This window comes from Streptomyces violaceusniger Tu 4113, from assembly GCF_000147815.2.
In the GTDB taxonomy this organism is placed as follows: domain Bacteria; phylum Actinomycetota; class Actinomycetes; order Streptomycetales; family Streptomycetaceae; genus Streptomyces; species Streptomyces violaceusniger_A.
In genome coordinates this window covers 6341794-6360846 of sequence record NC_015957.1, presented here as the reverse complement: position 1 = coordinate 6360846, position 19053 = coordinate 6341794, and the positions used below count along the sequence as shown (strand labels likewise).

At 71.9% G+C, this 19053-nt stretch carries 18 protein-coding genes; 12 read left to right on the top strand and 6 right to left on the bottom strand.

Translation table 11 applies throughout. From position 1 onward, the window contains the following. The first annotated feature begins 81 nt into the window (after positions 1–81). Both STRVI_RS25850 and STRVI_RS25845 read left to right on the top strand, forming a co-directional pair. Positions 82–1143, top strand: coding sequence for a helix-turn-helix transcriptional regulator (locus tag STRVI_RS25850; protein WP_014058583.1), 1062 nt, complete (start codon positions 82–84; stop codon positions 1141–1143). 26 nt (positions 1144–1169) lie between these two features. Beyond that, positions 1170–1634: a hypothetical protein gene (locus STRVI_RS25845; RefSeq protein WP_014058582.1), complete on the top strand. Its 465-nt coding sequence runs from the start codon at positions 1170–1172 to the stop codon at positions 1632–1634. Positions 1635–1724: 90 nt separating this feature from the next. Here the strand turns inward: STRVI_RS25845 and STRVI_RS25840 are convergent, their stop codons facing one another. Beyond that, entirely contained in the window at positions 1725–2240 is a 516-nt protein-coding gene (locus STRVI_RS25840) for a CGNR zinc finger domain-containing protein (RefSeq protein ID WP_014058581.1), read from the bottom strand. A 295-nt stretch (positions 2241–2535) separates the two neighbouring features. Here STRVI_RS25840 and STRVI_RS25835 point away from each other — a divergent pair, with 295 nt between their 5' ends. The 4 genes from STRVI_RS25835 to STRVI_RS25820 all read left to right on the top strand — a co-directional run bounded on the left by STRVI_RS25835 (position 2536) and on the right by STRVI_RS25820 (position 5191). Beyond that, a complete protein-coding gene (locus tag STRVI_RS25835; RefSeq protein ID WP_014058580.1) occupies positions 2536–3405 on the top strand; it encodes an alpha/beta fold hydrolase in 870 nt (289 codons plus the stop codon). Between the two features lie 138 nt (positions 3406–3543). Further along, complete coding sequence (gene nthB / locus STRVI_RS25830; RefSeq protein WP_014058579.1) at positions 3544–4215, top strand: nitrile hydratase subunit beta; 672 nt, start codon at positions 3544–3546, stop codon at positions 4213–4215. Then, positions 4212–4814, top strand: a complete 603-nt coding sequence (nthA, locus tag STRVI_RS25825; RefSeq protein ID WP_014058578.1) for a nitrile hydratase subunit alpha — start codon at positions 4212–4214, stop codon at positions 4812–4814. The genes nthB and nthA overlap by 4 nt, the downstream gene beginning before the upstream one ends. Next, entirely contained in the window at positions 4811–5191 is a 381-nt protein-coding gene (locus tag STRVI_RS25820; RefSeq protein ID WP_014058577.1) for a nitrile hydratase accessory protein, read from the top strand. Before nthA ends, STRVI_RS25820 begins: the two co-directional genes overlap by 4 nt. A 24-nt stretch (positions 5192–5215) precedes the next feature. On the opposite strand, the gene STRVI_RS25815 is transcribed toward STRVI_RS25820, so the two are convergent. Both STRVI_RS25815 and STRVI_RS25810 read right to left on the bottom strand, forming a co-directional pair. Then, positions 5216–5722, bottom strand: a complete 507-nt coding sequence (locus STRVI_RS25815) for a DinB family protein (RefSeq protein WP_043239792.1) — start codon at positions 5720–5722, stop codon at positions 5216–5218. A 41-nt stretch (positions 5723–5763) separates the two neighbouring features. Next, positions 5764–6420 carry a TetR/AcrR family transcriptional regulator gene (locus STRVI_RS25810; RefSeq protein WP_014058575.1) on the bottom strand — a complete coding sequence of 219 codons (657 nt, stop codon included), beginning with the start codon at positions 6418–6420 and terminating at the stop codon, positions 5764–5766. 85 nt (positions 6421–6505) lie between these two features. Here STRVI_RS25810 and STRVI_RS25805 point away from each other — a divergent pair, with 85 nt between their 5' ends. Together STRVI_RS25805 and STRVI_RS52890 are read left to right on the top strand one after the other, a co-directional pair. Continuing rightward, positions 6506–7723 carry an FAD-dependent monooxygenase gene (locus STRVI_RS25805; protein WP_014058574.1) on the top strand — a complete coding sequence of 406 codons (1218 nt, stop codon included), beginning with the start codon at positions 6506–6508 and terminating at the stop codon, positions 7721–7723. A 22-nt stretch (positions 7724–7745) separates the two neighbouring features. Further along, positions 7746–8711 carry a Gfo/Idh/MocA family protein gene (locus STRVI_RS52890; protein WP_014058573.1) on the top strand — a complete coding sequence of 322 codons (966 nt, stop codon included), beginning with the start codon at positions 7746–7748 and terminating at the stop codon, positions 8709–8711. On the opposite strand, the gene lnt is transcribed toward STRVI_RS52890, so the two are convergent. From lnt to STRVI_RS25785, 3 genes are all read right to left on the bottom strand, one after another. Further along, positions 8623–10146, bottom strand: coding sequence for an apolipoprotein N-acyltransferase (lnt, locus tag STRVI_RS25795; RefSeq protein ID WP_050994001.1), 1524 nt, complete (start codon positions 10144–10146; stop codon positions 8623–8625). The two genes, STRVI_RS52890 and lnt, sit on opposite strands and share 89 nt — an antisense overlap. A 155-nt stretch (positions 10147–10301) precedes the next feature. Beyond that, on the bottom strand, positions 10302–12743 hold the full coding sequence (locus STRVI_RS25790) for a SpoIIE family protein phosphatase (protein WP_014058571.1): 2442 nt from the start codon (positions 12741–12743) through the stop codon (positions 10302–10304). 126 nt (positions 12744–12869) lie between these two features. Beyond that, on the bottom strand, positions 12870–13883 hold the full coding sequence (locus STRVI_RS25785) for a sugar ABC transporter substrate-binding protein (RefSeq protein ID WP_014058569.1): 1014 nt from the start codon (positions 13881–13883) through the stop codon (positions 12870–12872). A gap of 246 nt (positions 13884–14129) precedes the next feature. Here STRVI_RS25785 and STRVI_RS25780 point away from each other — a divergent pair, with 246 nt between their 5' ends. The 4 genes from STRVI_RS25780 (at position 14130) to aspA (ending at position 18916) form a co-directional block, all read left to right on the top strand. Further along, a complete protein-coding gene (locus tag STRVI_RS25780) occupies positions 14130–14822 on the top strand; it encodes a FadR/GntR family transcriptional regulator (RefSeq protein WP_043236558.1) in 693 nt (230 codons plus the stop codon). Continuing rightward, complete coding sequence (locus tag STRVI_RS25775) at positions 14819–16258, top strand: amino acid permease (RefSeq protein WP_014058567.1); 1440 nt, start codon at positions 14819–14821, stop codon at positions 16256–16258. Before STRVI_RS25780 ends, STRVI_RS25775 begins: the two co-directional genes overlap by 4 nt. Positions 16259–16433: 175 nt before the next feature. Beyond that, positions 16434–17468, top strand: a complete 1035-nt coding sequence (locus STRVI_RS25770) for an asparaginase (RefSeq protein ID WP_050994000.1) — start codon at positions 16434–16436, stop codon at positions 17466–17468. 41 nt (positions 17469–17509) lie between these two features. Then, positions 17510–18916, top strand: a complete 1407-nt coding sequence (gene aspA, locus STRVI_RS25765; RefSeq protein ID WP_014058565.1) for an aspartate ammonia-lyase — start codon at positions 17510–17512, stop codon at positions 18914–18916. Positions 18917–19053: the final 137 nt, after the last annotated feature.

Below are 19053 nucleotides of genomic sequence, written 5' to 3'. Positions count from 1 at the left end.
GGGCCGGATCGGCTGTCGACCGGCTGTGGAAGCCACTCTGGCCGCCGTACCTGACATCTTTTGTCAGGTACGGCGGCCACAATGGACCGCATGCGCGCCGACCGCCTTCTTTCGCTGCTTCTGCTGCTGCAGAACCGGGGCCGGATGACCGCGCCCGAGCTCGCCGCCGAGCTGGAGGTCTCGGTACGCACCGTCTACCGCGATGTGGAGGCGCTGAGCGCGTCCGGTGTGCCGGTGTATGCCGACCGCGGCCCGGCCGGGGGCTACCGGCTGCTCGACGGTTACCGCACCCGGCTGACCGGGCTCACCGGTGACGAGGCCGACTCGCTCTTCCTCGCCGGGATGCCGGGCCCGGCCGCCGAGCTGGGCCTGGGCGCCGACCTCGCCACGGCCCAGCTCAAGCTGCGGGCCGCGCTCCCAGCCGAGCTGGGGGAGCGCTCCCGCCGCATCCAGGAGCGCTTCCACCTCGACGCGCCGGGCTGGTTCCGGGACGCCGAGCCGGTGCCCCATCTGGCGGCGGCCGCCGAGGCCGTATGGGAGCTGCGGGTCCTGCGGGTGCACTACCGCCGCTGGCGCGGCGAGGTGCGGCGGGAGCTGTGCCCGCTGGGCCTCATCCTCAAGGGCGGCATCTGGTACCTGGTGGCGAGGGTCGAGGACACCGTGCGCAGCTACCGGGTCTCCCGGATCCTCGCCGCCGAGGTGCTGGAGGACGTCTTCGAACGGCCCGCCGGGTTCGACCTCGCCGCCTACTGGGAGGAGTCGTCCCGCCGCCTGGAGTCCTCGCGGTTCCAGGGCGAGGCCGAACTCCTGCTCTCCGAACGCGGGGTGAAGCTGGTCCCGATGCAGTTCGGGGCGGTGGGCGCGGAGGCGGTGGCCGCGGCGGGTCCGCCCGACGACCGGGGGCGCCGGCGTGTCGTCCTCCCCGTGGAGTCGCTGCCGGTCGCGGTCCACGACATGCTGCGGCTGGGCACCGATGCCGAGGTGCTGGGGCCGCCCGAGCTGCGGTCGGCCGTCGCCTGCGCCGTCGCCGAACTGGCCCGCCGCTACGGCGCGCCGAAGGACGACACCCCCGGAACCCCGCCGAACCACGACACGCCGAACGGGGCCGGACGAACGGTGCATGATCCGCAGGAGACCCCCTAGCTCCGCTCGAAGGACGGGAGGCCGCGATGACGGAAGCGCAGCGGGAGGCGCCCAAGGGCGATGCCGTACTGACCAGGATCGGGCAGGCGGTCATGCTGCACCGGGGCGGTGACCGGGAGGAGGCGCGCAATCGCCTCGCCGCGCTGTGGCAGGAGATCGAACGGGACGGCGTCCCCTTCCACCGCTGCGCCCTGGCCCACTATCTGGCCGACACCCAGGACGATCCGCTCGACGAGCTGATCTGGAACCTGCGGGCGCTCGCCGCCGCCGACGGGCTCACCGGGGCCCTGGCGCCGCGTGCGTTCTTCCCCTCTCTCCACCTCAATGTGGCCAGCGGCTATCTGAAGCTGGGCCAGGAGGAGGCGGCCCGGGGCCAGTTGGCGCTGGCGCGGGCGGCCGCCGGTGCGCTCGGCGAGGACCCGTACGGCGACGGGGTACGAGCCGCCATCCTGCGGCTGACGCTGGCTCTGGAGGGCGCCGTCGAGGACTAGAGGCCGACCAGAGACCGGAGGCTCCGGCCGCTGCCGCTGCCGCTGCCGCTGCCGCTGCCGCTGCCGCTGCCGCTGCTGCCGTGGCGACGGCTACTCGGCCGCTCCGTCGCGGGTGCGCTGGTAGTGGCGCCTGGCCTTCATCCTGTTGCCGCAGACCGCCATCGAGCACCAGCGGGCCTTGTTGGTCTTGCTGCGGTCGAGGAGGAAGCGCCGGCACTCCGGGTTGGCGCACGGCCGCAGCCGCCCGGACATCGTCTCCCGCAGCGCGCTCCAGGCCAGCACCGCCTCCACCGCCATCCGGCGCTCCTCCGAAGCGTCGAGCTCCCAGGACACCCCCTCGGAGGAGACCCCCGGGCGGGAGGTGACCCCGTCGAGGAGCGGAGCCAGTGAAGCGGCCGGCCGGCCGCCGCGCACCACGTCCTGCAGCGCGTCCCGCGCCCGCAGGAGCCAGGCGTGTTCCTCTGGGGTGCCGCTGCCGCCGTGCGCCTGCTGCCAGGGCCTCGCCGTTTCCGGATCCGCCAACTGGTCCTGGACGACCCCGCGGACCACCGGTGTGCTGTTGAGGAGTTCCAGCAGCGTGTCCTGCTGCTCCTTCGTGGTCACCATGACACGTCCTAACCGTTTTGCCTCATGTGACAGGTTAGCGCAGCGTGCGAGCGGGTGTGCCGGGTCTCGGGTCCCTGTGCCGGGCGGCCATGCGGTGGTGGCGCCTCGGTGCCGACCGCACTGGCCGACGGCCGCGGGCGGGCGGAGGCTTGAATCAGGGCCCCGCCGTACGGAGACGGTGGCCCCGGATTCAACTCAGGATTCAATCTAACCCTCTAAGTCATCTTGACTGGTTAGCTTCGGCGTGCTCGACTGGGTCGTGTAACCACTGAAGTCGCGTAGAAAGGTTAGAGTGATGACTACCGTAGTCCACCACCGCACCGCCACCGTCGATGGCCTTGAGGTCTTCTACCGGGAGGCCGGTGACCCCCAGGCGCCCGTCGTGGTGCTGCTGCACGGCTTTCCGACCAGCTCGCACATGTTCCGCCACCTGATCCCGGCACTCGCCGACCGGTACCGCGTCATCGCCCCCGACCACATCGGGTTCGGCCAGTCGGCGATGCCCTCCCTGCAGGACTTCCCCTACACCTTCGACGCCCTCACCCAGGTCACCTCGGGTCTGCTGCAGAGCCTGGGTGTCGACCGGTTCGCGATGTACGTACAGGACTACGGCGCCCCCATCGGCTGGCGGCTCGCGCTGCGCGACCCGGACCGCATCACCGCGATCATCACCCAGAACGGAAACGCCTACGTCGACGGCTTCGTCAAGTCGTTCTGGGACGGCGTGTTCGCCTACGCCGAGGCGCCCGGACCGGAGACCGAGGCCCCCATGCGCGGCGCCCTGACCGCCGAGAGTATTCGCTGGCAGTATCTGAACGGAGTCGCCGACCCCACCCTGGTCAGCCCCGACAACTGGGTGCACGACGAGGCGCTCCTGGACCGGCCCGGCAACGACGAGATCCAGCTCAAGCTCTTCCGCGACTACCCCACCAACGTGAACCTCTACCCGCGGGTCCAGCAGTACTTCCGCGACTCCCGGGTCCCGCTGCTGGCGGTCTGGGGCGCCAACGACGAGATCTTCGGCCCGGCGGGCGCGGAGGCGTTCGGCCAGGATCTGCCCGACGCCGAGATCCACCTGCTCGACTCCGGGCACTTCGCCCTCGAAAGCCATCTGCGGCCCATCACCGAGTACATCCGCGACTTCCTCGGCCGCGCCCTGGTCTGAGCCGCCCAGGTGCCGGGATCGCAGCGTTCGGGTGCGGTCCCGGGGCCTTCGCGGCGCCGTCATCGCGGCCCGGATGACACCCGGCGCATACGATTCGGGCCCATAGTCCCGCTATGTGGTCATGTGGGGAGGCGTGCCATGGACGGCATCGCTGATATGGGCGGCACCCCGGGATGGGGTCCCGTTCATCCGCCGAGGCGCGATGAACCGGTCTTCGAGGAGCCCTGGCAGGGCCGGGCCTTCGCGCTGGCCGGCATCTCCAGCCGTATCGCCTTCGGCGGCGTCAACCTGGACGCCTTCCGGCACGGGCTCGAGCGCCTGGACCGCGCCGCCTACCTGGACGACGGCTACTACGGGCGCTGGCTCAACGGCGCGGAGCTGATGCTCACCGAGAGTGCCGTCCTCGCGCCGGGCGCGATCCGCGCCCGCGCCCGCAACCTGCGGGGCGAGGGCGTGGAGGAGCCGCCGATCCCCGAGCCCGCCGTGCCCGACTACGCGCCCACGGCCGAGGGCTCGCTGCGCCCGGTGGACACCGCGCCCGCCTTCGCTGTCGGCGAGCGGGTACGGGCCAAGGCGGTGTCGGTGCCCGGGCACACCCGGCTGCCGGGCTACGCACGGGGACACACCGGAGTCGTCGAGGCCGTCCGGCCCGCCTTCGTACTGCCGGACACCAATGCTCACTTCCAGGGCGAGAACCCGCAGTACGTCTACTCGGTGCGCTTCGACTCACGCGACCTGTGGGGCGCCGACGCCGAGCCCTTCGCGGTCACCGCCGAGCTGTTCGAGAACTATCTGGAGGCCACCTCATGACCACCACCGATGGCGGACCGGATGAGGCCCCTCCCGTGGCCCTGCGCACCGAGGCGCTCGAGCAACTGCTCACCGAGCGGGGCCTGATCGACCCGAAGGTGCTGAACGAGATCATCACCACCTACGAGACCAACGTGGGCCCGCTCAACGGCGCCAAGGTCGTCGCCAGGGCGTGGACCGACCCGGAGTACCGGCGGCGGCTGCTCCAGGACGGCACGGCGGCCATCGAGGAACTCGGCTTCTCGGGGCCGCAGGGCGAGCACATCGTCGTCGTGGAGAACACCGCGACCACCCACCATGTGGTGGTGTGCACGCTGTGCTCCTGCTACCCGTGGCCGGTGCTCGGCCTGCCGCCGAGCTGGTACAAGGACCCGGCCTACCGCGCACGCGTGGTCAAGGAGCCCCGCACGGTGCTGTCCGAGATGGGCCTCGAACTCGGCGGCGACGTAGGGATCACCGTCCACGACTCCACCAGCGAGGTGCGCTGGCTGGTGCTGCCCGAGCGTCCGGCCGGCACCGAGCACCTCTCCGAGGCACAGCTCGTGCCGCTGGTGACCCGGGAGGCAATGGTCGGCGTGGCCAAGGTGGCGGCGCCATGACCGCGCCGCTGGACATCGAGGGCCCGGCCGCACCGCCGCGCTCCAATGGCGAGTTGGTGTTCGCCGAGCCCTGGGAGAGCCGTGCCTTCGGCATGGCCGTGAGCCTGTACGAGGCGGGCGCGTTCACCTGGCCGGAGTTCCAGGCCGCGCTGATCGCCCGGATCGCGGCCTGGGAGGCCGCGGCGGCACCCGGCGAGCCGTATCATTACTACCGGCTCTGGCTGGCCGCCCTTGAGGACACGCTCGCCGGCCGGTGCGCCGTGGCCGCGGACGAAGTCACCGCCCGCACCCTCGCCCTGGCGCAACGCCCCCCGGGCCACGACCACCGCGACGGCCACGGCCACGGCCACGATCACGAGCACCACCACGCCCACTGACCCCGGGGCGCCCTCGATATGCGCCTATTCGCCGGTGACGCCGTCGATCCGTTCGCGTATGAGGTCGGCGTGGCCGTTGTGGCGGGCGTACTCCTCGATCATGTGCAGGTAGATCCAGCGCAGGTTGTAGTCCCCACGGCCGGGACGGGTGACGACATCGTCCAGGGAGTGGCCCGCGGCGGCCTCCTTGGCCTTGGCGATCTCGTCCCGCCAGATGGCGAAGGCACTCTCCGCGGTGTCCCCGTCGGTGATGTGGAACTCCCCGTCCGGGTCCTCCTCGCTGTACCAGATCGGCGGCGTGTCCTGGTGGGCGAACACCCGCCGGAACCAGCTCCGCTCGACCTCGGCCATATGCCGTACGAGGCCGAGCAGGGTCAGTTCGGACGGTGGTGCCGACGCCTCGCGCAGTTGCTTGTCGTCCAGCCCCTCGCATTTGAGGGCGAGGGTCGCGCGGTGGAAGTCCAGCCACCCCTCCAGGCTGGTGCGTTCATCGGCGGTCCGGGGCGCTTCATGGCGTTCTGTGCTCGTCATGGCGGTCATGATGGCGGTCCGGTCGCCCGGCCCGCCACGCGTTATTCGTTCAGCATCCCGCGCAGCAGCTCCGTGAAGCCGGTGCGCAGTGTCGCGCGGTCGGGTACGGCGTCGTGGTCGGCGCCCGCGGCGGAGCTGAACATCAGCCCCTCGCACCAGGCGACCAGCGACCGCGCGTGCCGCCGGGGCTCGGTGGAGCCCAGCGCCGTCATCATCGCCTCGAGCGGCTCCCGGAAGCCGCGCCCCGTCGCGTCGTAGAACTCCCGCAGTTCGGGGCGGCGGGTCGCCTCCAGGGCGAGTTCGTAGCGGGCGATCAGCAGCTCGCGTTGGGCGGTGAGTGAGCGGTGCAGGGCGAGCGAGAGCGCGTCGGCCAGCTCGGCGACCGGATCGGCGCCGTCCGGCGCCGCCTCGGCGGAGCGCGGCATCTCCTCCGGCGTCAGTACCTCCGCCTCCCGCTGGGCCAGCCGCCGGACCGCCGCCTTGAGCAGGGCGGCGCGGGTCCGGGCGTGGTTGGAGGTCGAGCCGAGCGGCAGCCCGGCCGCCTCGTCCACCGCACGGTGCGTCAGCCCCCGCATCCCGCGCTCGGCCAGCAGCCCCAGGGCGGTGTCGGCGATCAGCTCGGCACGCGAGGCGGCGGACGCGGCCGGTGCGGCGACGGATGCGGCCGATGCGGAGGCGGCGGTTCGATCAGCGGTCATGGGGCCAACCTAAGCCCATCCGCCGCTCGCACTACAAATGTAGTAACGTGATGAGTACTACACCTGTAGTTGCCTTGGAGGAGTCATGCAGCAGCCCCGTGCCGTCGTCATCGGTGCCGGAGTCGGCGGGCTCACCGCCGCCGCGGCCCTGCCCCGCCGCGGCTGGTCCCTCACCGTCCTGGAGCGGGCCGCCCGCCTGGAGCCGGTCGGCGCCGGCATCTCGCTCGCCCCCAACGCCCAGCGCGCCCTGGATGCCATCGACCTCGGCGACGACGTTCGCGCGCTCGCCGCCTGGCGGGGCGGCGGCGGACTGCGCACCCCCGGCGGGCGCTGGCTCTCCCGGATGGACAGCGCGGCGACGGCCGAGCGCTTCGGCGGCCCGCTGGTCCTCCTCCACCGGGCCACCCTCGTCGACCTGCTCGTCTCCCGGCTCCCCGAGGGCGTGGTCCGCACCGGGGCCCCCGCCCGGCTGGCCGACCCCGGCGGCGCCGGCCGCCCGGCCCGGGTCACCACCGAGGACGGCGCGTACGAGGCGGACCTCGTCATCGGCGCCGACGGCATCGACTCGGCCGTCCGCCGCGCGCTCTTCCCCGACCACCCCGGGCCCCGCTACGCCGGATTCACCACCTGGCGTGTCGTCATCCCCGCGCCCGACCGGCCGTTCGAGCCCCATGAGACCTGGGGGAGGGGCCGGATCTGGGGCACCCAGCCACTTGAGGACGGCCGGGTCTACGCCTACGCGGCGGCCGTCGCCCCGCCCGGCGGCCGCGCCCCCGACGACGAGAGGTCCGAACTGCTGCGGCTCTACGGCGACTGGCACCGGCCGGTCCCCGACGTACTGGCCGCCGCCGCGCCTCAGGACGTGCTGCGCCATGACATCCGGTACATGGCCGAGCCCCTGCCCGGCTACCACCGGGGCCGGGTCGCCCTCCTCGGCGACGCCGCCCACGCGATGGCCCCCACGATGGGGCAGGGCGGCAACCAGGCCATCGAGGACGCCGTCGTCCTCGCCCACCATCTGACCCCCGACACCGCCGACCCCTCCGCCGCCCTGGCCGCCTACACCCGCGACCGGCTGCCCCGCACGATGGACGTGGTACGCCGCTCGGCGCGCACCGCCCGCATGGTCACCCTCACCAGCGCCCCGGCCGTCGCCCTCCGCGATACCGCGATCGCCGCCGTCGGCCGCCTCGTCCCCGGTCTGGCCCTCCGCTCCTTCGACGGCATCGCCGACTGGTCTCCGCCCACCCGCACGTATCCTTCCGGAGGCACGGCTCCTTCGGGGGCGCAGCGGAAGGCATGACCGAGGATTGCGGGGAGCACAGATGAGGGTCGGCTGCGTCGGGCTCGGCGACATCGCGCAGAAGGCGTATCTGCCCGTGCTCATGGCCCGCCCCGGCCTGGAGCCGCATCTGTCCACGCGCACCCCCGCCACCCTCCAGCGGGTCGCCGACACCTATCGCGTCCCGGACGCCCAGCGCCACGCCGACCTCGACTCGCTGCTCGCGGCCGGGCTCGACGCCGCCTTCGTGCACGCCCCGACCGACGCCCACGCCGACCTCGTCACCCGGCTGATCGAGGCCGGGGTGCCCACCTACGTCGACAAGCCGCTCGCGTACCACCTCGCCGACAGCGAGCGGATCGTGCGGCTCGCCGAGGAGCGCGGGGTGAGCCTGATGGTCGGCTTCAACCGGCGTTACGCGCCCGGCTACGCGCAGTGCCTGGACCATCCGCGCGATCTGATCCTGCTGCAGAAGAACCGCGTCGGCCTCGCCGAGGACCCGCGCACCCTGGTGCTGGACGACTTCATCCACGTCGTCGACACGCTGCGCTTCCTCGCGCCCGGGCCGGTCGACCACATCGATGTGCGCGCCAGGATCCGCGACGGGCTGATACACCATGTGCTGCTGCAACTGTCCGGGGACGGATTCACCGCGCTCGGCGTGATGAACCGGATGAGCGGCTCCACCGAGGAGGTCCTGGAGGTCTCCGGCCAGGACACCAAGCGGCAGGTGCTCAACCTCGCCGAGGTCATCGACCACAAGGGCCAGCCGAGAGTGCGCCGCCGGGGCGACTGGGTGCCGGTGGCGCGGCAGCGCGGGATCGAGCAGATCACCGACGCCTTCCTGGAGGCGGTGCGCTCCGGGCGGCGGATCGGCGCCGAGGACGCGCTGCGCACCCATGAGCTGTGCGAACGGGTCGTCAGGGGCGCGCTGGAGTCGGCTGGTCTGTCCGCTGGTCCGACGAACGGTCCGTCCCCTGATCCGACGGCCGGCCCGTCCGCCGTCTGAGCGCCCGGCCCCCCTCGGCCGCGCAGAAGACGGCGAGCGCCGCCATCGCCCCGTACACCGGCCAGGGCCCGATCCGCACATACGGGCTCGTGCCCTGCCCCAGCGGCACCGTGTAGACGGTGGCCGCGCCGGCATTGGTGGACATCCGCTGCCCCACCGGCTCGCCGCGCGGCCCGAACACCGCGCTCTCCCCGGTCAGCGTGGCATGCACCATCGGCCGCCAGGTCTCGGCGGCGCGCAGCGCGGCCAGCGAGGCATGCTGCTCGGGCGCCCAGCTCCCCTGGAAGGTCGAGGTCGAGGACTGGACGACGAGCACCTGCGCCCCGTCCCGCGCCAGGTTCCGGCTCATGTCCGGGAACGCCGACTCGAAGCACACCAGCGGCCCGATCCGCAGGGCATCCGGGAGCTTCATCACCACCGGCTCGGTGCCCCGGTGGCGGTCCTCACCGGCCGCCTTGCCCACCGAGGTGGCCCAGCCCAGCAGCGGCCGGGCCGGGATGTACTCCCCGAAGGGGACCAGCCGCATCTTGTCGTAGCGCTGCCCCGTCGGGCCGTTCGGCCCGATCAGCACCGAGCTCTTGTAGATCCCGGGCATATCGCCGCGCCGCGCGTCCACGTTGACCAGCAGATCCGCGCCGACCGTCCGGGACAGCCCGGCCAGCCGCCGGCCCAACTCCGGATGGGTGGTCAGATCCTGGGCCACGCTGCTCTCGCCCCACACCACCAGATCGACATGGCGGTCGGCCAACTGCCGGGTCAGCTCCGCGCTGCGCTCGAAGCGCGGCCCCGGCCCCTGGATGCCCCCCGGCTGCACCACCGCGATCCGTACCGTCCCGGGCACCTTGGCCTGCGGCACCCAGGCCCACGCCCCGGCCGCCGCCGCGCCGCACGCCGTGAGCCCGGCCAGCGCCACCGTACGGGCCCGGGCCACCGCGATCAGCACGGCCACCGCGACATTCACCACGACCAGCAGAAAGCCGAGCAGCCATACCCCGCCCACCGAGGCCAGCCGCAGCGCGGGCGCCACCTGCCACTGGCTCGCGCCCAGCAGCCCCCAGGGCCCGCCGAGGTACTGCCAGGACCGGACCAGCTCGGCCATCAGCCATACGGACGGCAGCAGCACCAGCGCCGCCGCCACCCGCCCGGGGCCCGGGCGGCCGTGCAGCAGCCGGTGTGTCAGCCACCCCCAGGGCACCCACAACAGCCCCAGCAGCAGCGCCAGTATCACGATGAACACATGCAGGCTCGGCATCAGCCAGTGGTGCACCGCGAGCAGGAACCCGGCGCCGCCGAGCCAGCCGTCCAGCATCGCGCGGCGTGCGGTGGGCGCCGCGCGCACCAGCAGCAGCCAGGGCACCAGCGCGACATACGCCCACCACCACAGCGAGGGCTCGGGAAAGGCCAGTGCGGGCAGCGCGCCCGCCAGCAGCGCCATCGCGCCGCGCCACCACGGGGAGGCGAGCCGCCGCCCCCACAGATCCCCGCCGCCGACCGGCCTCCGCACCTCGGGCGCCCCCCTCCTGTTGGCACAGGGCCAGTGTGCGGGAGTCAGCCGATCATGAACAGGGCGGGGGTGCGCCGGAGCGTGCTTCATGCCGGTTCCGGGAGGTCTTGTTCGGCCCAGATGAGCTTGCCGCCCTCGGTGTAGCGGGTCCCCCAGCGGCGGGTCAGCTGGGCGACGAGGAACAGCCCGCGGCCGCCCTCGTCGGTGGTGCGGGCGTGGCGCAGCCGCGGTGAGGTGCTGCTGGTGTCGGCGACCTCGCAGATCAGCACGTCGTGCCGGATCAGCCGTAGCCGGATGGGGCCGATGCCATGGCGGATGGCGTTGGTGACCAGTTCGCTGACGATCAGTTCCGTGGTCGTCATCACCTCCTCCAGACCCCATTCGGCGAGCTGGCGCATGGCCAGGGAGCGGGCGCTGGCGACGACGGCCGGATCGCAGGGCAGGTCCCAGGAGACGACATGTCCGGTGCCCAGAGCGCGCGTACGGGCCAGCAGCAGGGCCACATCGTCGGTCTGCGGCGAGGTCAGCAGGGCGTCGATCACCGTGGAGCAGAGCTCCTCCAGCGGCAGCGCGGCCTGGCCGAGGGCGTTGCTCAGCCGGCCGAGACCGACGTCGATGTCCTGGTTGCAGGTCACGATGAGCCCGTCGGTGTAGAGGGCGATCAGACTTCCGGCGGGCAGCGCCAGCTCCGCCGACTCGAACGGCAGCGACCCGAGGCCCAGCGGGGGACCGGCGGGCAGCGCGGGGAAGGAGACCTCGCCCGAGGGGTCCACGATCGCGGGGGTCGGGTGTCCCGCCCGCGCCATCGTGCACCGCTGGGTGACCGGGTCGTAGATCGCGTACAGACACGTGGCACCCAGCACCGCGGCCGCCACGCCCTCCTGCCCGCTCTCCTCCTCGGTGAGCCGGATGACCAGGTCGTCGAGGTGGGCCAGCAACTCCTCGGGCGGCAGGTCCATATCGGCGAGCGTGTGCACGGCGGTGCGCAATCGCCCCATGGTGGCCGCGGCGTTGATGCCGTGCCCGACCACATCGCCGACCACCAGCGCCACCCGGGCACCGGACAGCGGGATCACATCGAACCAGTCGCCGCCGACTCCGTTGCGCGCGTCCGTGGGGAGATAGCGCGAGGCCACCTCGACGGCCTGGCCGCCGCTCAGGGCGTGCGGCAGCAGACTGCGCTGCAGGGCCAGCGCGGCGGCGTGCTCACGGCTGTAGCGGCGGGCGTTGTCGAGGTTCAGCGCGGCCCGCGCGACCAGCTCCTCGGCGAGCAGCAGATCGTCCTCCTCGAACGGGTCAGGATGGCGGGAGCGCACGAACGAGGCCACGCCCAGGATGGCGCCGCGCGCCCCGATCGGCGCCACCATCAGCGACCGCATCCCGAACTCGCGCACCTTCGCCGTCCGCGCCGGATCGTCCCCGGACCAGGCGCTGATGGAGCTGTCCATCACGGGGTCGAGCAGGGCCTCCCCGGAGAAGAAACAGCAGGCGAAGGGGGACGTGGGGGAGACGGCGACCGCGTCCCCGGGCCGCGCGATGGACTCCGGGCAGCCCTCCCGGATCGATGCCTGACCGGCGCGGCGGAAGGCGGGCAGGGTGTCGCCGGGGGCCTCCAGGGGCTCCTCGCCGCGCAGTACGGAGTCCAGCAGATCGACGGTGACGAAGTCGGCGAGCCGCGGCACCGCGAAGTCGGCCAGCTCCTCGGCGGTGCGCATCACGTCCAGGGTGCTGCCGATATGTGCGCCGGCCTCGTTGAGCAGGGCCAGCCGCTCCCGGGCCCGCCAGCGGTCGGTGACGTCGATGACCATGTGGCACACGGCCACCGGACGGCCCTCGGCGTTGTCCAGGCGGAAGAAGGAGGTCGAGTACGCGTGCTCGCGGTGGGGCTGGGCCACAGTCCAGCCCCGGTACTCGTAGTCGATCACCGGCCTGCCGGTCTCCAGCACCTGCCGAAGCTGCGCTTCGAGCGCCTCGGTGTTCAGCCCCGGCAGGCAGTCCGCCATCCGGCGCCCTATCCGCTCCTCGCGGGGCAACCCGCCGTAGCGCTCCAGCGTGTCGTTGATCCACACATACCGCAGATCCGGGCTGAGCACGGCCATCCCGACCGGCGACCGGGTGAGGAACGCCTGGAGCAGCGAGCCGCTCAGCGCCCAGGTCGGGATGGAGCCCACATCGATCCCGGAGACCAGCCAGGAGACATCGCCGCCCGGATTGCGCATCGCGGAGATCCGCAGCCCCACCTCGATCCGGTGGCCGTCCCGGTGCCGGAGCCGCCCCAGGCCGCCCCAGCCGTCGTGCGCCTGGCACCATGAGCCGATCGCCTCGGCCTGCGCCGCGTCCTCGGGTGTCGCCAGGAGCATCCTGGCCGGCTGCTTCATCGCGTCGGCCGCCGGATAGCCGAGAAGTCTCTCCGCCGCCGGGGTCCAGCCGATGATGATCCCCGTGGCGTCGATCAGCGCCGAGGCCGCATCCGCCATGTCGAACGGGACATGCGTCTCGGTCGGCACGATTCCCTCGGGGATGGCCATCGCACCCGTCCCATCTGCGGATACATTTCCCTTAATACTATGACTTTCGCGCCTCCCTGGTGGTGAGCCGTGCGACGACGAGTGCGCTGATCCCGCGCGCCTCGGCCGGCGGGGGCGGCTCCTCGGTCATACCTGGTTGCCCCACAGGGAGCGGTTGTCGACATTGGCCCGGGTCACCAGCGGGGCGGGGAGCTGATCCTCCAGATTGCCGCCGGGCAGCCGGACGATGGTGCTGTCGTGGCGGGTCGGCCCCGGCTTGAAGGGCTTCTCGGCCATGGCCTGCTTGATGTAGCGCATGGCGTAGACGGCGTAGAGGTTCGCCGGCTGGGAGACGGTGGCGTCAATGAGACCCTTGCGGATCGCGGCCAGCTCCTGCGGGATACCGTCGTTGGAGACGATGGTGATGTGGCCCCGGCGGCCCACCGGGGCCAGGGCGTGGTGGCTCTGGAGGGTGTGCAGGGTGGGCGCCAGATAGACACCGCCGGCCTGGAGGTAGATGCCCTTGATGCCGGGGTGGGCGCTGTAGAGGGCCTCCAGACCGGCCGCCGCCCGTTCCGCCTGCCAGGCCGCGGGGATGTCCAGGACCTTGATGTCCGGGTAGTGCCGCGCCATGCAGCGGTCGAAGGCGGCCGTGCGGTCCCGGCCGTTGACCGAGGCCAGATCGCCCTGGATCTGCACCACCGTGCCCCGCCGCACGGCCCGGCCGAGGCTCCGGCAGGCCTTGACGCCGAACGCCCGGTTGTCGGCCCGTACCACGATGGCGACCTTGCCCCGGTCGGGGGCCACATCGACGGCGACGACCGGCACATGGGCGCGCCGGGCGGCGTTCAGCCCGGGGCCGACGGCGGCGGAGTCGACCGGGGAGACGACCAGGCCCTTGACCTCCTGGGCCAGCAGATTGTCGATATCGGTGATCTGTTTGCCCGGTTGGTTATTGGAGTTGACCGTCGGCAGGATCCGCACGCCCGCCTTGGCGGCCTGCTTCGGGATGTCGTCGTTGTACGCCTCCCAGAAGGGCGAGGTCAGCAGCGGCAGCACCACGCCGACCCGGTCCGGGTCCGCCTCGCCCCCGCAGCCCGCGGCGGCCGGGCCGCACAGCAGGAGAAGGGTCGCGGTGGCGGTGGTGAGGCGGTGGCGCATGGTGCTCTCGGCTCCTGAATCCGGCTCGGTGGAACGGTCCCGGACGCCGCGCCTTGGCCGTCGGCCGCGGGCTCAACGGTCTTCGACGTTCGGGATGAATGCCCCATATCAACACAGAACGGTCGGCGAGGAGGGGAAAGTCGACCCTTGACAACCCTCCGGTGTACGCCTGAGGATCACCGCGTGAACTTGTCAGACAGCCAGACAGGTGGTTCAGGATTCGACTTCCCTCGCCGCATCAGCGCGATGGAAGCGGTTCTCACCCATCTCCGCGAGGCGATCGAGCGCGGCGACTACGCGGTGGGGGACAAACTCCCCTCCGAGGCGGAGCTGTGCCGTCGTCTGGAGGTCAGCCGACCGGTGCTCCGCGAGGCCCTGCGGGCCCTGCAGACCATGGGGCTGACCGCCTCACGCACCGGCAAGGGAACCTTCGTCATCTCCAGCGGGCCGGTGGAGGATCCCACCTTCGGCGACTACGCCGCAAGTGACCTCCTGGAGGTGCGCCGGCACGTCGAGATCCCGGTGGCGGGCTACGCGGCATTGCGCCGCTCCGCCGAGGACCTCGACCACCTGTCCCATCTGCTGGATCGGATGGAGCGGGAGACCGACACCACCGCATGGGTGGCGATGGACACGCTGTTCCATCTCGCCGTCGCCCAGGCGGCCCGGAATCCGGTCTTCCGTCGGGTCATCGAGGAGATCCGCGATGCCCTGGCCCGGCAGTCGGCATTTCTCAACGAGCTCGGCGGCCGCCGAGAGCAGTCCAACCGAGAACACCGGGCGATCGTCGAGGCGCTCGCCGACGGGTCCGAGCACGACGCGGTGGAAGCGATGACCCACCACCTCGAACGCGTGGAGACCACCCTGACCTCCATCGTGCGGCCCGCCACGGCGGACGACCGGACGACAGTACCGACGGAAGGCGGACAGCAGGCGTGAGCGAGCAGTCCCTCCGGCAAGAAGACCGCGAACAGCAGCAGGCCGGGCACCCCGTGCATGTGGACGCGGGCGACGCCGGTTACAGCAAGTCCCTCAAGGCCCGGCATGTCAACATGATCGCCATCGGCGGCGCGATCGGCACCGGCCTCTTCCTCGGCGCCGGCGGGCGGCTCAAGGACGCCGGGCCGTCACTGGCCGTGGCGTACGCGGTCTGCGGCATCTTCGCCTTCCTGGTGGTGCGCGCCCTGGGCGAGCTGGTGCTGCACCGGCCGTCCTCCGGGGCGTTCGTCTCCTACGCCCGTGAGTTCCTCGGCGAGAAGGGCGCCTTCGTCGCGGGCTGGATGTACTTCCTGAACTGGGCCACCACCGGCGTCGCCGACATCACGGCCGTGGCGACCTACACCCACTACTGGGGGATGTTCACCGAGATCCCGCAGTGGGTGATCGCCCTGATCGCGCTCGCCGTGGTGCTCACGGTCAACCTGATCTCGGTGAAGATCTTCGGCGAGATGGAGTTCTGGTTCGCGATCATCAAGGTCGGCGCGCTTGTCGTCTTCATGGCGATCGGCATCTTCCTGCTGGTCACCCGTGAGCAGGTGGCCGGCAACAGCACCGGCCCCAGCCTGATCACCGACCACGGCGGCGTCTTCCCGCACGGTGCGCTGCCGATGCTGCTGGTCATCCAGGGCGTCGTCTTCGCCTACGCCTCCGTGGAACTGGTCGGCGTGGCCGCCGGTGAGACCGAGAACCCCGAGAAGATCATGCCCAAGGCGATCAACTCCATCATGTGGCGCGTGGGCCTGTTCTACGTCGGCTCCGTGGTGCTGCTCTCGATGCTGCTGCCCTCCGACTCCTACTCGGGCGACCAGAGCCCCTTCGTCACCGTGCTGTCCAAGATCGGTGTCCCGGCGGCCGGCGGCGTGATGAACCTCGTCGTGCTCACCGCCGCGATGTCCAGCCTCAACTCCGGTCTCTACTCCACCGGCCGGATCCTGCGCTCGATGGCGATGTCCGGCTCCGCGCCCAAGTTCACCGGCGTCATGAGCCGTACCCAGGTGCCCTACGGAGGCATCCTCCTCACCGCCTTCTTCTGTGTGCTGGGCGTGGGCCTGAACTATGTGATGCCGGACAAGGCGTTCGAGATCGTGCTCAACTTCGCCGCGATCGGCATCCTCTCGACCTGGGCCGTGATCATGCTCTGTCATCTGCTGTTCTGGCGGCGCGCCCAGGCCGGCCAGCTCACCCGCCCCGGCTACCGGCTCCCCGGCTCCCCGTACACCGAGATCGTCACCCTGGGCTTCCTGGCCTCCGTCCTCGTCCTGATGTGGGCGGACGGCGGACCCAGCCGACTCACTGTGATGGCGCTTCCGGCGATCCTGGCGGCGCTGGTCATCGGCTGGTTCGCGTCCCGCGGCCGGATGAAGGACCCCCGGTGAGCCCACACCGGTGAGCCCCCGCCGGTGAACTCACACCGGTGAACTCACACCGGTGAACTCACACTGAGGAATCGTTTCTCCGCGCGGCCGAGGCCACCCCTCGGCCGCCCTGCCCCTCCACCACCTCCTGGAGGAATCCCACCCCGTGAACACCCCCGACCACGAGAGCACCACCATGAACACCCCCCTCGGACGGACCCTCGACGCGACCCGCCGCACCCCGGCCGAGCCCCCCGCCCGCCGCGAACCCCGCCATGTGCCGCTCGCCCATGTCGTACGCGGCGGGGTCATCGAGGGCGTCCACCACGGCTCGGTCGTCGTCCTGGCCGCCGACGGCCGGGGCGAGTTCCAGGCCGGCGACATCGACGTGGCCTTCTACCCGCGCTCCGCGCTCAAGCCCGTCCAGGCCGTCGCCCTGCTGCGGGCCGGGCTGCCGCTGGACGGGGAACTGCTGTCGCTCACCGCCGCCAGCCACTCCGGCCTGCGGCGCCATCTGGACGGAGCGCGCCGCATCCTCGACCAGGCCGGGCTCACCGAGGCCGATCTGCGCAACGTCCCCGACCTGCCGTACGGCGCCGCCGAGCGCGACGCCTGGCTGCGGGATGGCGGCGAGCCCACCCGGCTCGCCCAGAACTGCTCCGGCAAGCACGCCGCGATGCTGCTCACGGCCCGGCTGCGCGGCTGGCCGCTTGAGAACTACCTGGACCCGGCCCATCCGCTGCAGCGGATGATCGCCGAGACCGTGGAGGACCTCACCGGACAGCGCGTCGCCCAGGTCTCGGTCGACGGCTGCGGCGCGCCGCTGTTCTCCGTCTCCCTGCGCGGGCTCGCCACGGCCGCCGCCCGGATCGCCTCGGGCGCCATGGACACCCCCGAGGGCCGGGTCGCGGCCGCCCTGCGCGCCCACCCGGACATGGCGTCCGGCCCCGACCGCGACGTGGCCCGGCTGATGCGCGCCGTACCGGGCCTGATCGCCAAGGACGGCTTCGAGGGCGTACAGATCGCGGCGCTGCCCGACGGCCGCGCCGTCGCCGTGAAGATCGCCGACGGTGCGGACCGCGCCCGGATGCCGGTGACCGCCGCGGCCCTCGCCCACTGCGGGATCGACCCCGGTGTCCTCACCGAATTCGCCACCACGCCGGTGTACGGCGGCGGAGTCACCGTCGGCGGTGTGCACCCCACCGACGCCCTCGCCCCGCCCGCCGCCTGACCCTCCCACCCTCCCCGAGGAACCAAGGAAGACCGCACGCCATGACTGCCACCGGCTATCGCCGCGAACACGATCTGCTCGGCGACCGCGACGTCCCCGCCGACGCCTACTGGGGCATCCACACCCTGCGCGCCGGCGAGAACTTCCCCATCACCGGCACCTCCATCTCCGCCTATCCGCACCTGATCAGCGCCATGGCCGCCGTCAAGGAGGCCGCCGCCCGCGCCAATGAGGACCTCGGGCTGCTCACCTCCGCCAAGGCCGACGCCATCGCCGCCGCCTGCCAGGAGATACGCCGGGGCGCCCTGCACGACCAGTTCACCGTCGATGTGATCCAGGGCGGCGCCGGGACCTCGACCAACATGAACGCCAACGAGGTGATCGCCAACCGGGCGCTGGAACTCCTCGGCCAGGAGAAGGGCGACTACGCCCACCTCCACCCCAACGAGGACGTCAACCTCAGCCAGTCCACCAACGACGTCTACCCGACCGCCGTCAACGTCTCCACGATCATCGCCGTCCGTGAGCTCCATACGGCCATGGAGACGCTGCGTCAGGCGTTCGCCGCCAAGGCCGAGGAGTTCCGCGACGTCCTCAAGATGGGGCGCACCCAGCTCCAGGACGCGGTGCCCATGACGCTGGGCCAGGAGTTCTCGGCGTACGCCGTGATGCTGGAGGAGGACCAGAGCCGGCTGCTGGAAGCCGCCACTTTGGTGCATGAGATCAACCTCGGCGCGACCGCCATCGGCACCGGCCTCAACGCCCCCAAGGGCTACGCCGAGGCCGCCCGCCGCCACCTCGAGGCCATCACCGGACTGCCACTGGTCACCGCCGCCAACCTGGTCGAGGCCACGCAGGACTGCGGCGCCTTCGTCCATCTGTCGGGCGTCCTCAAACGCATCGCCGTCAAGCTCTCCAAGAGCTGCAACGACCTGCGGCTGCTCTCCTCCGGCCCGCGGGCCGGGCTCAATGAGATCAACCTGCCCCCGGTGCAGGCCGGTTCCAGCATCATGCCCGGCAAGGTCAACCCGGTGATTCCCGAGGTGGTCAATCAGGTCGCCTTCGAGGTGATCGGCAACGACGTCGCCATCACGATGGCCGCCGAGGCCGGACAGCTTCAGCTCAACGCCTTCGAGCCGATCATCCTGCACTCGCTCTCGGAGAGCGTCACCCATCTGCGCGCCGCCTGCCTGGTGCTGGCCGAGCGGTGCGTCGCGGGCATCACCGCCAACACCGAGCGGCTGCGCACCTCCGTGGAGAACTCCATCGGCCTGGTCACCGCGCTCAACCCGTACATCGGCTACAGCGCGGCCACCAGCATCGCCAAGGAGGCGCTCGCCACGGGGCGCGGCGTGGCCGAACTGGTCCTGGAGAAGGGCCTGCTGCCCGCCGACCGGCTGGCCCAGGTGCTCCGCCCGGAGGAGATCGCGGGAAGCCCCTCTATTTGAGGCTCGGTGCGCCTCCGGGCGCTTGGGCTGACCGGCCGGGGGCACCTCCCAGCGGTAGCTGGGGGCGAGCCGAAGGGGCGCGTCGCTGTCGAAAGGGAGAGCGCGCGCAGGGAGCGAGGGCTGCGATCGATTTGCGG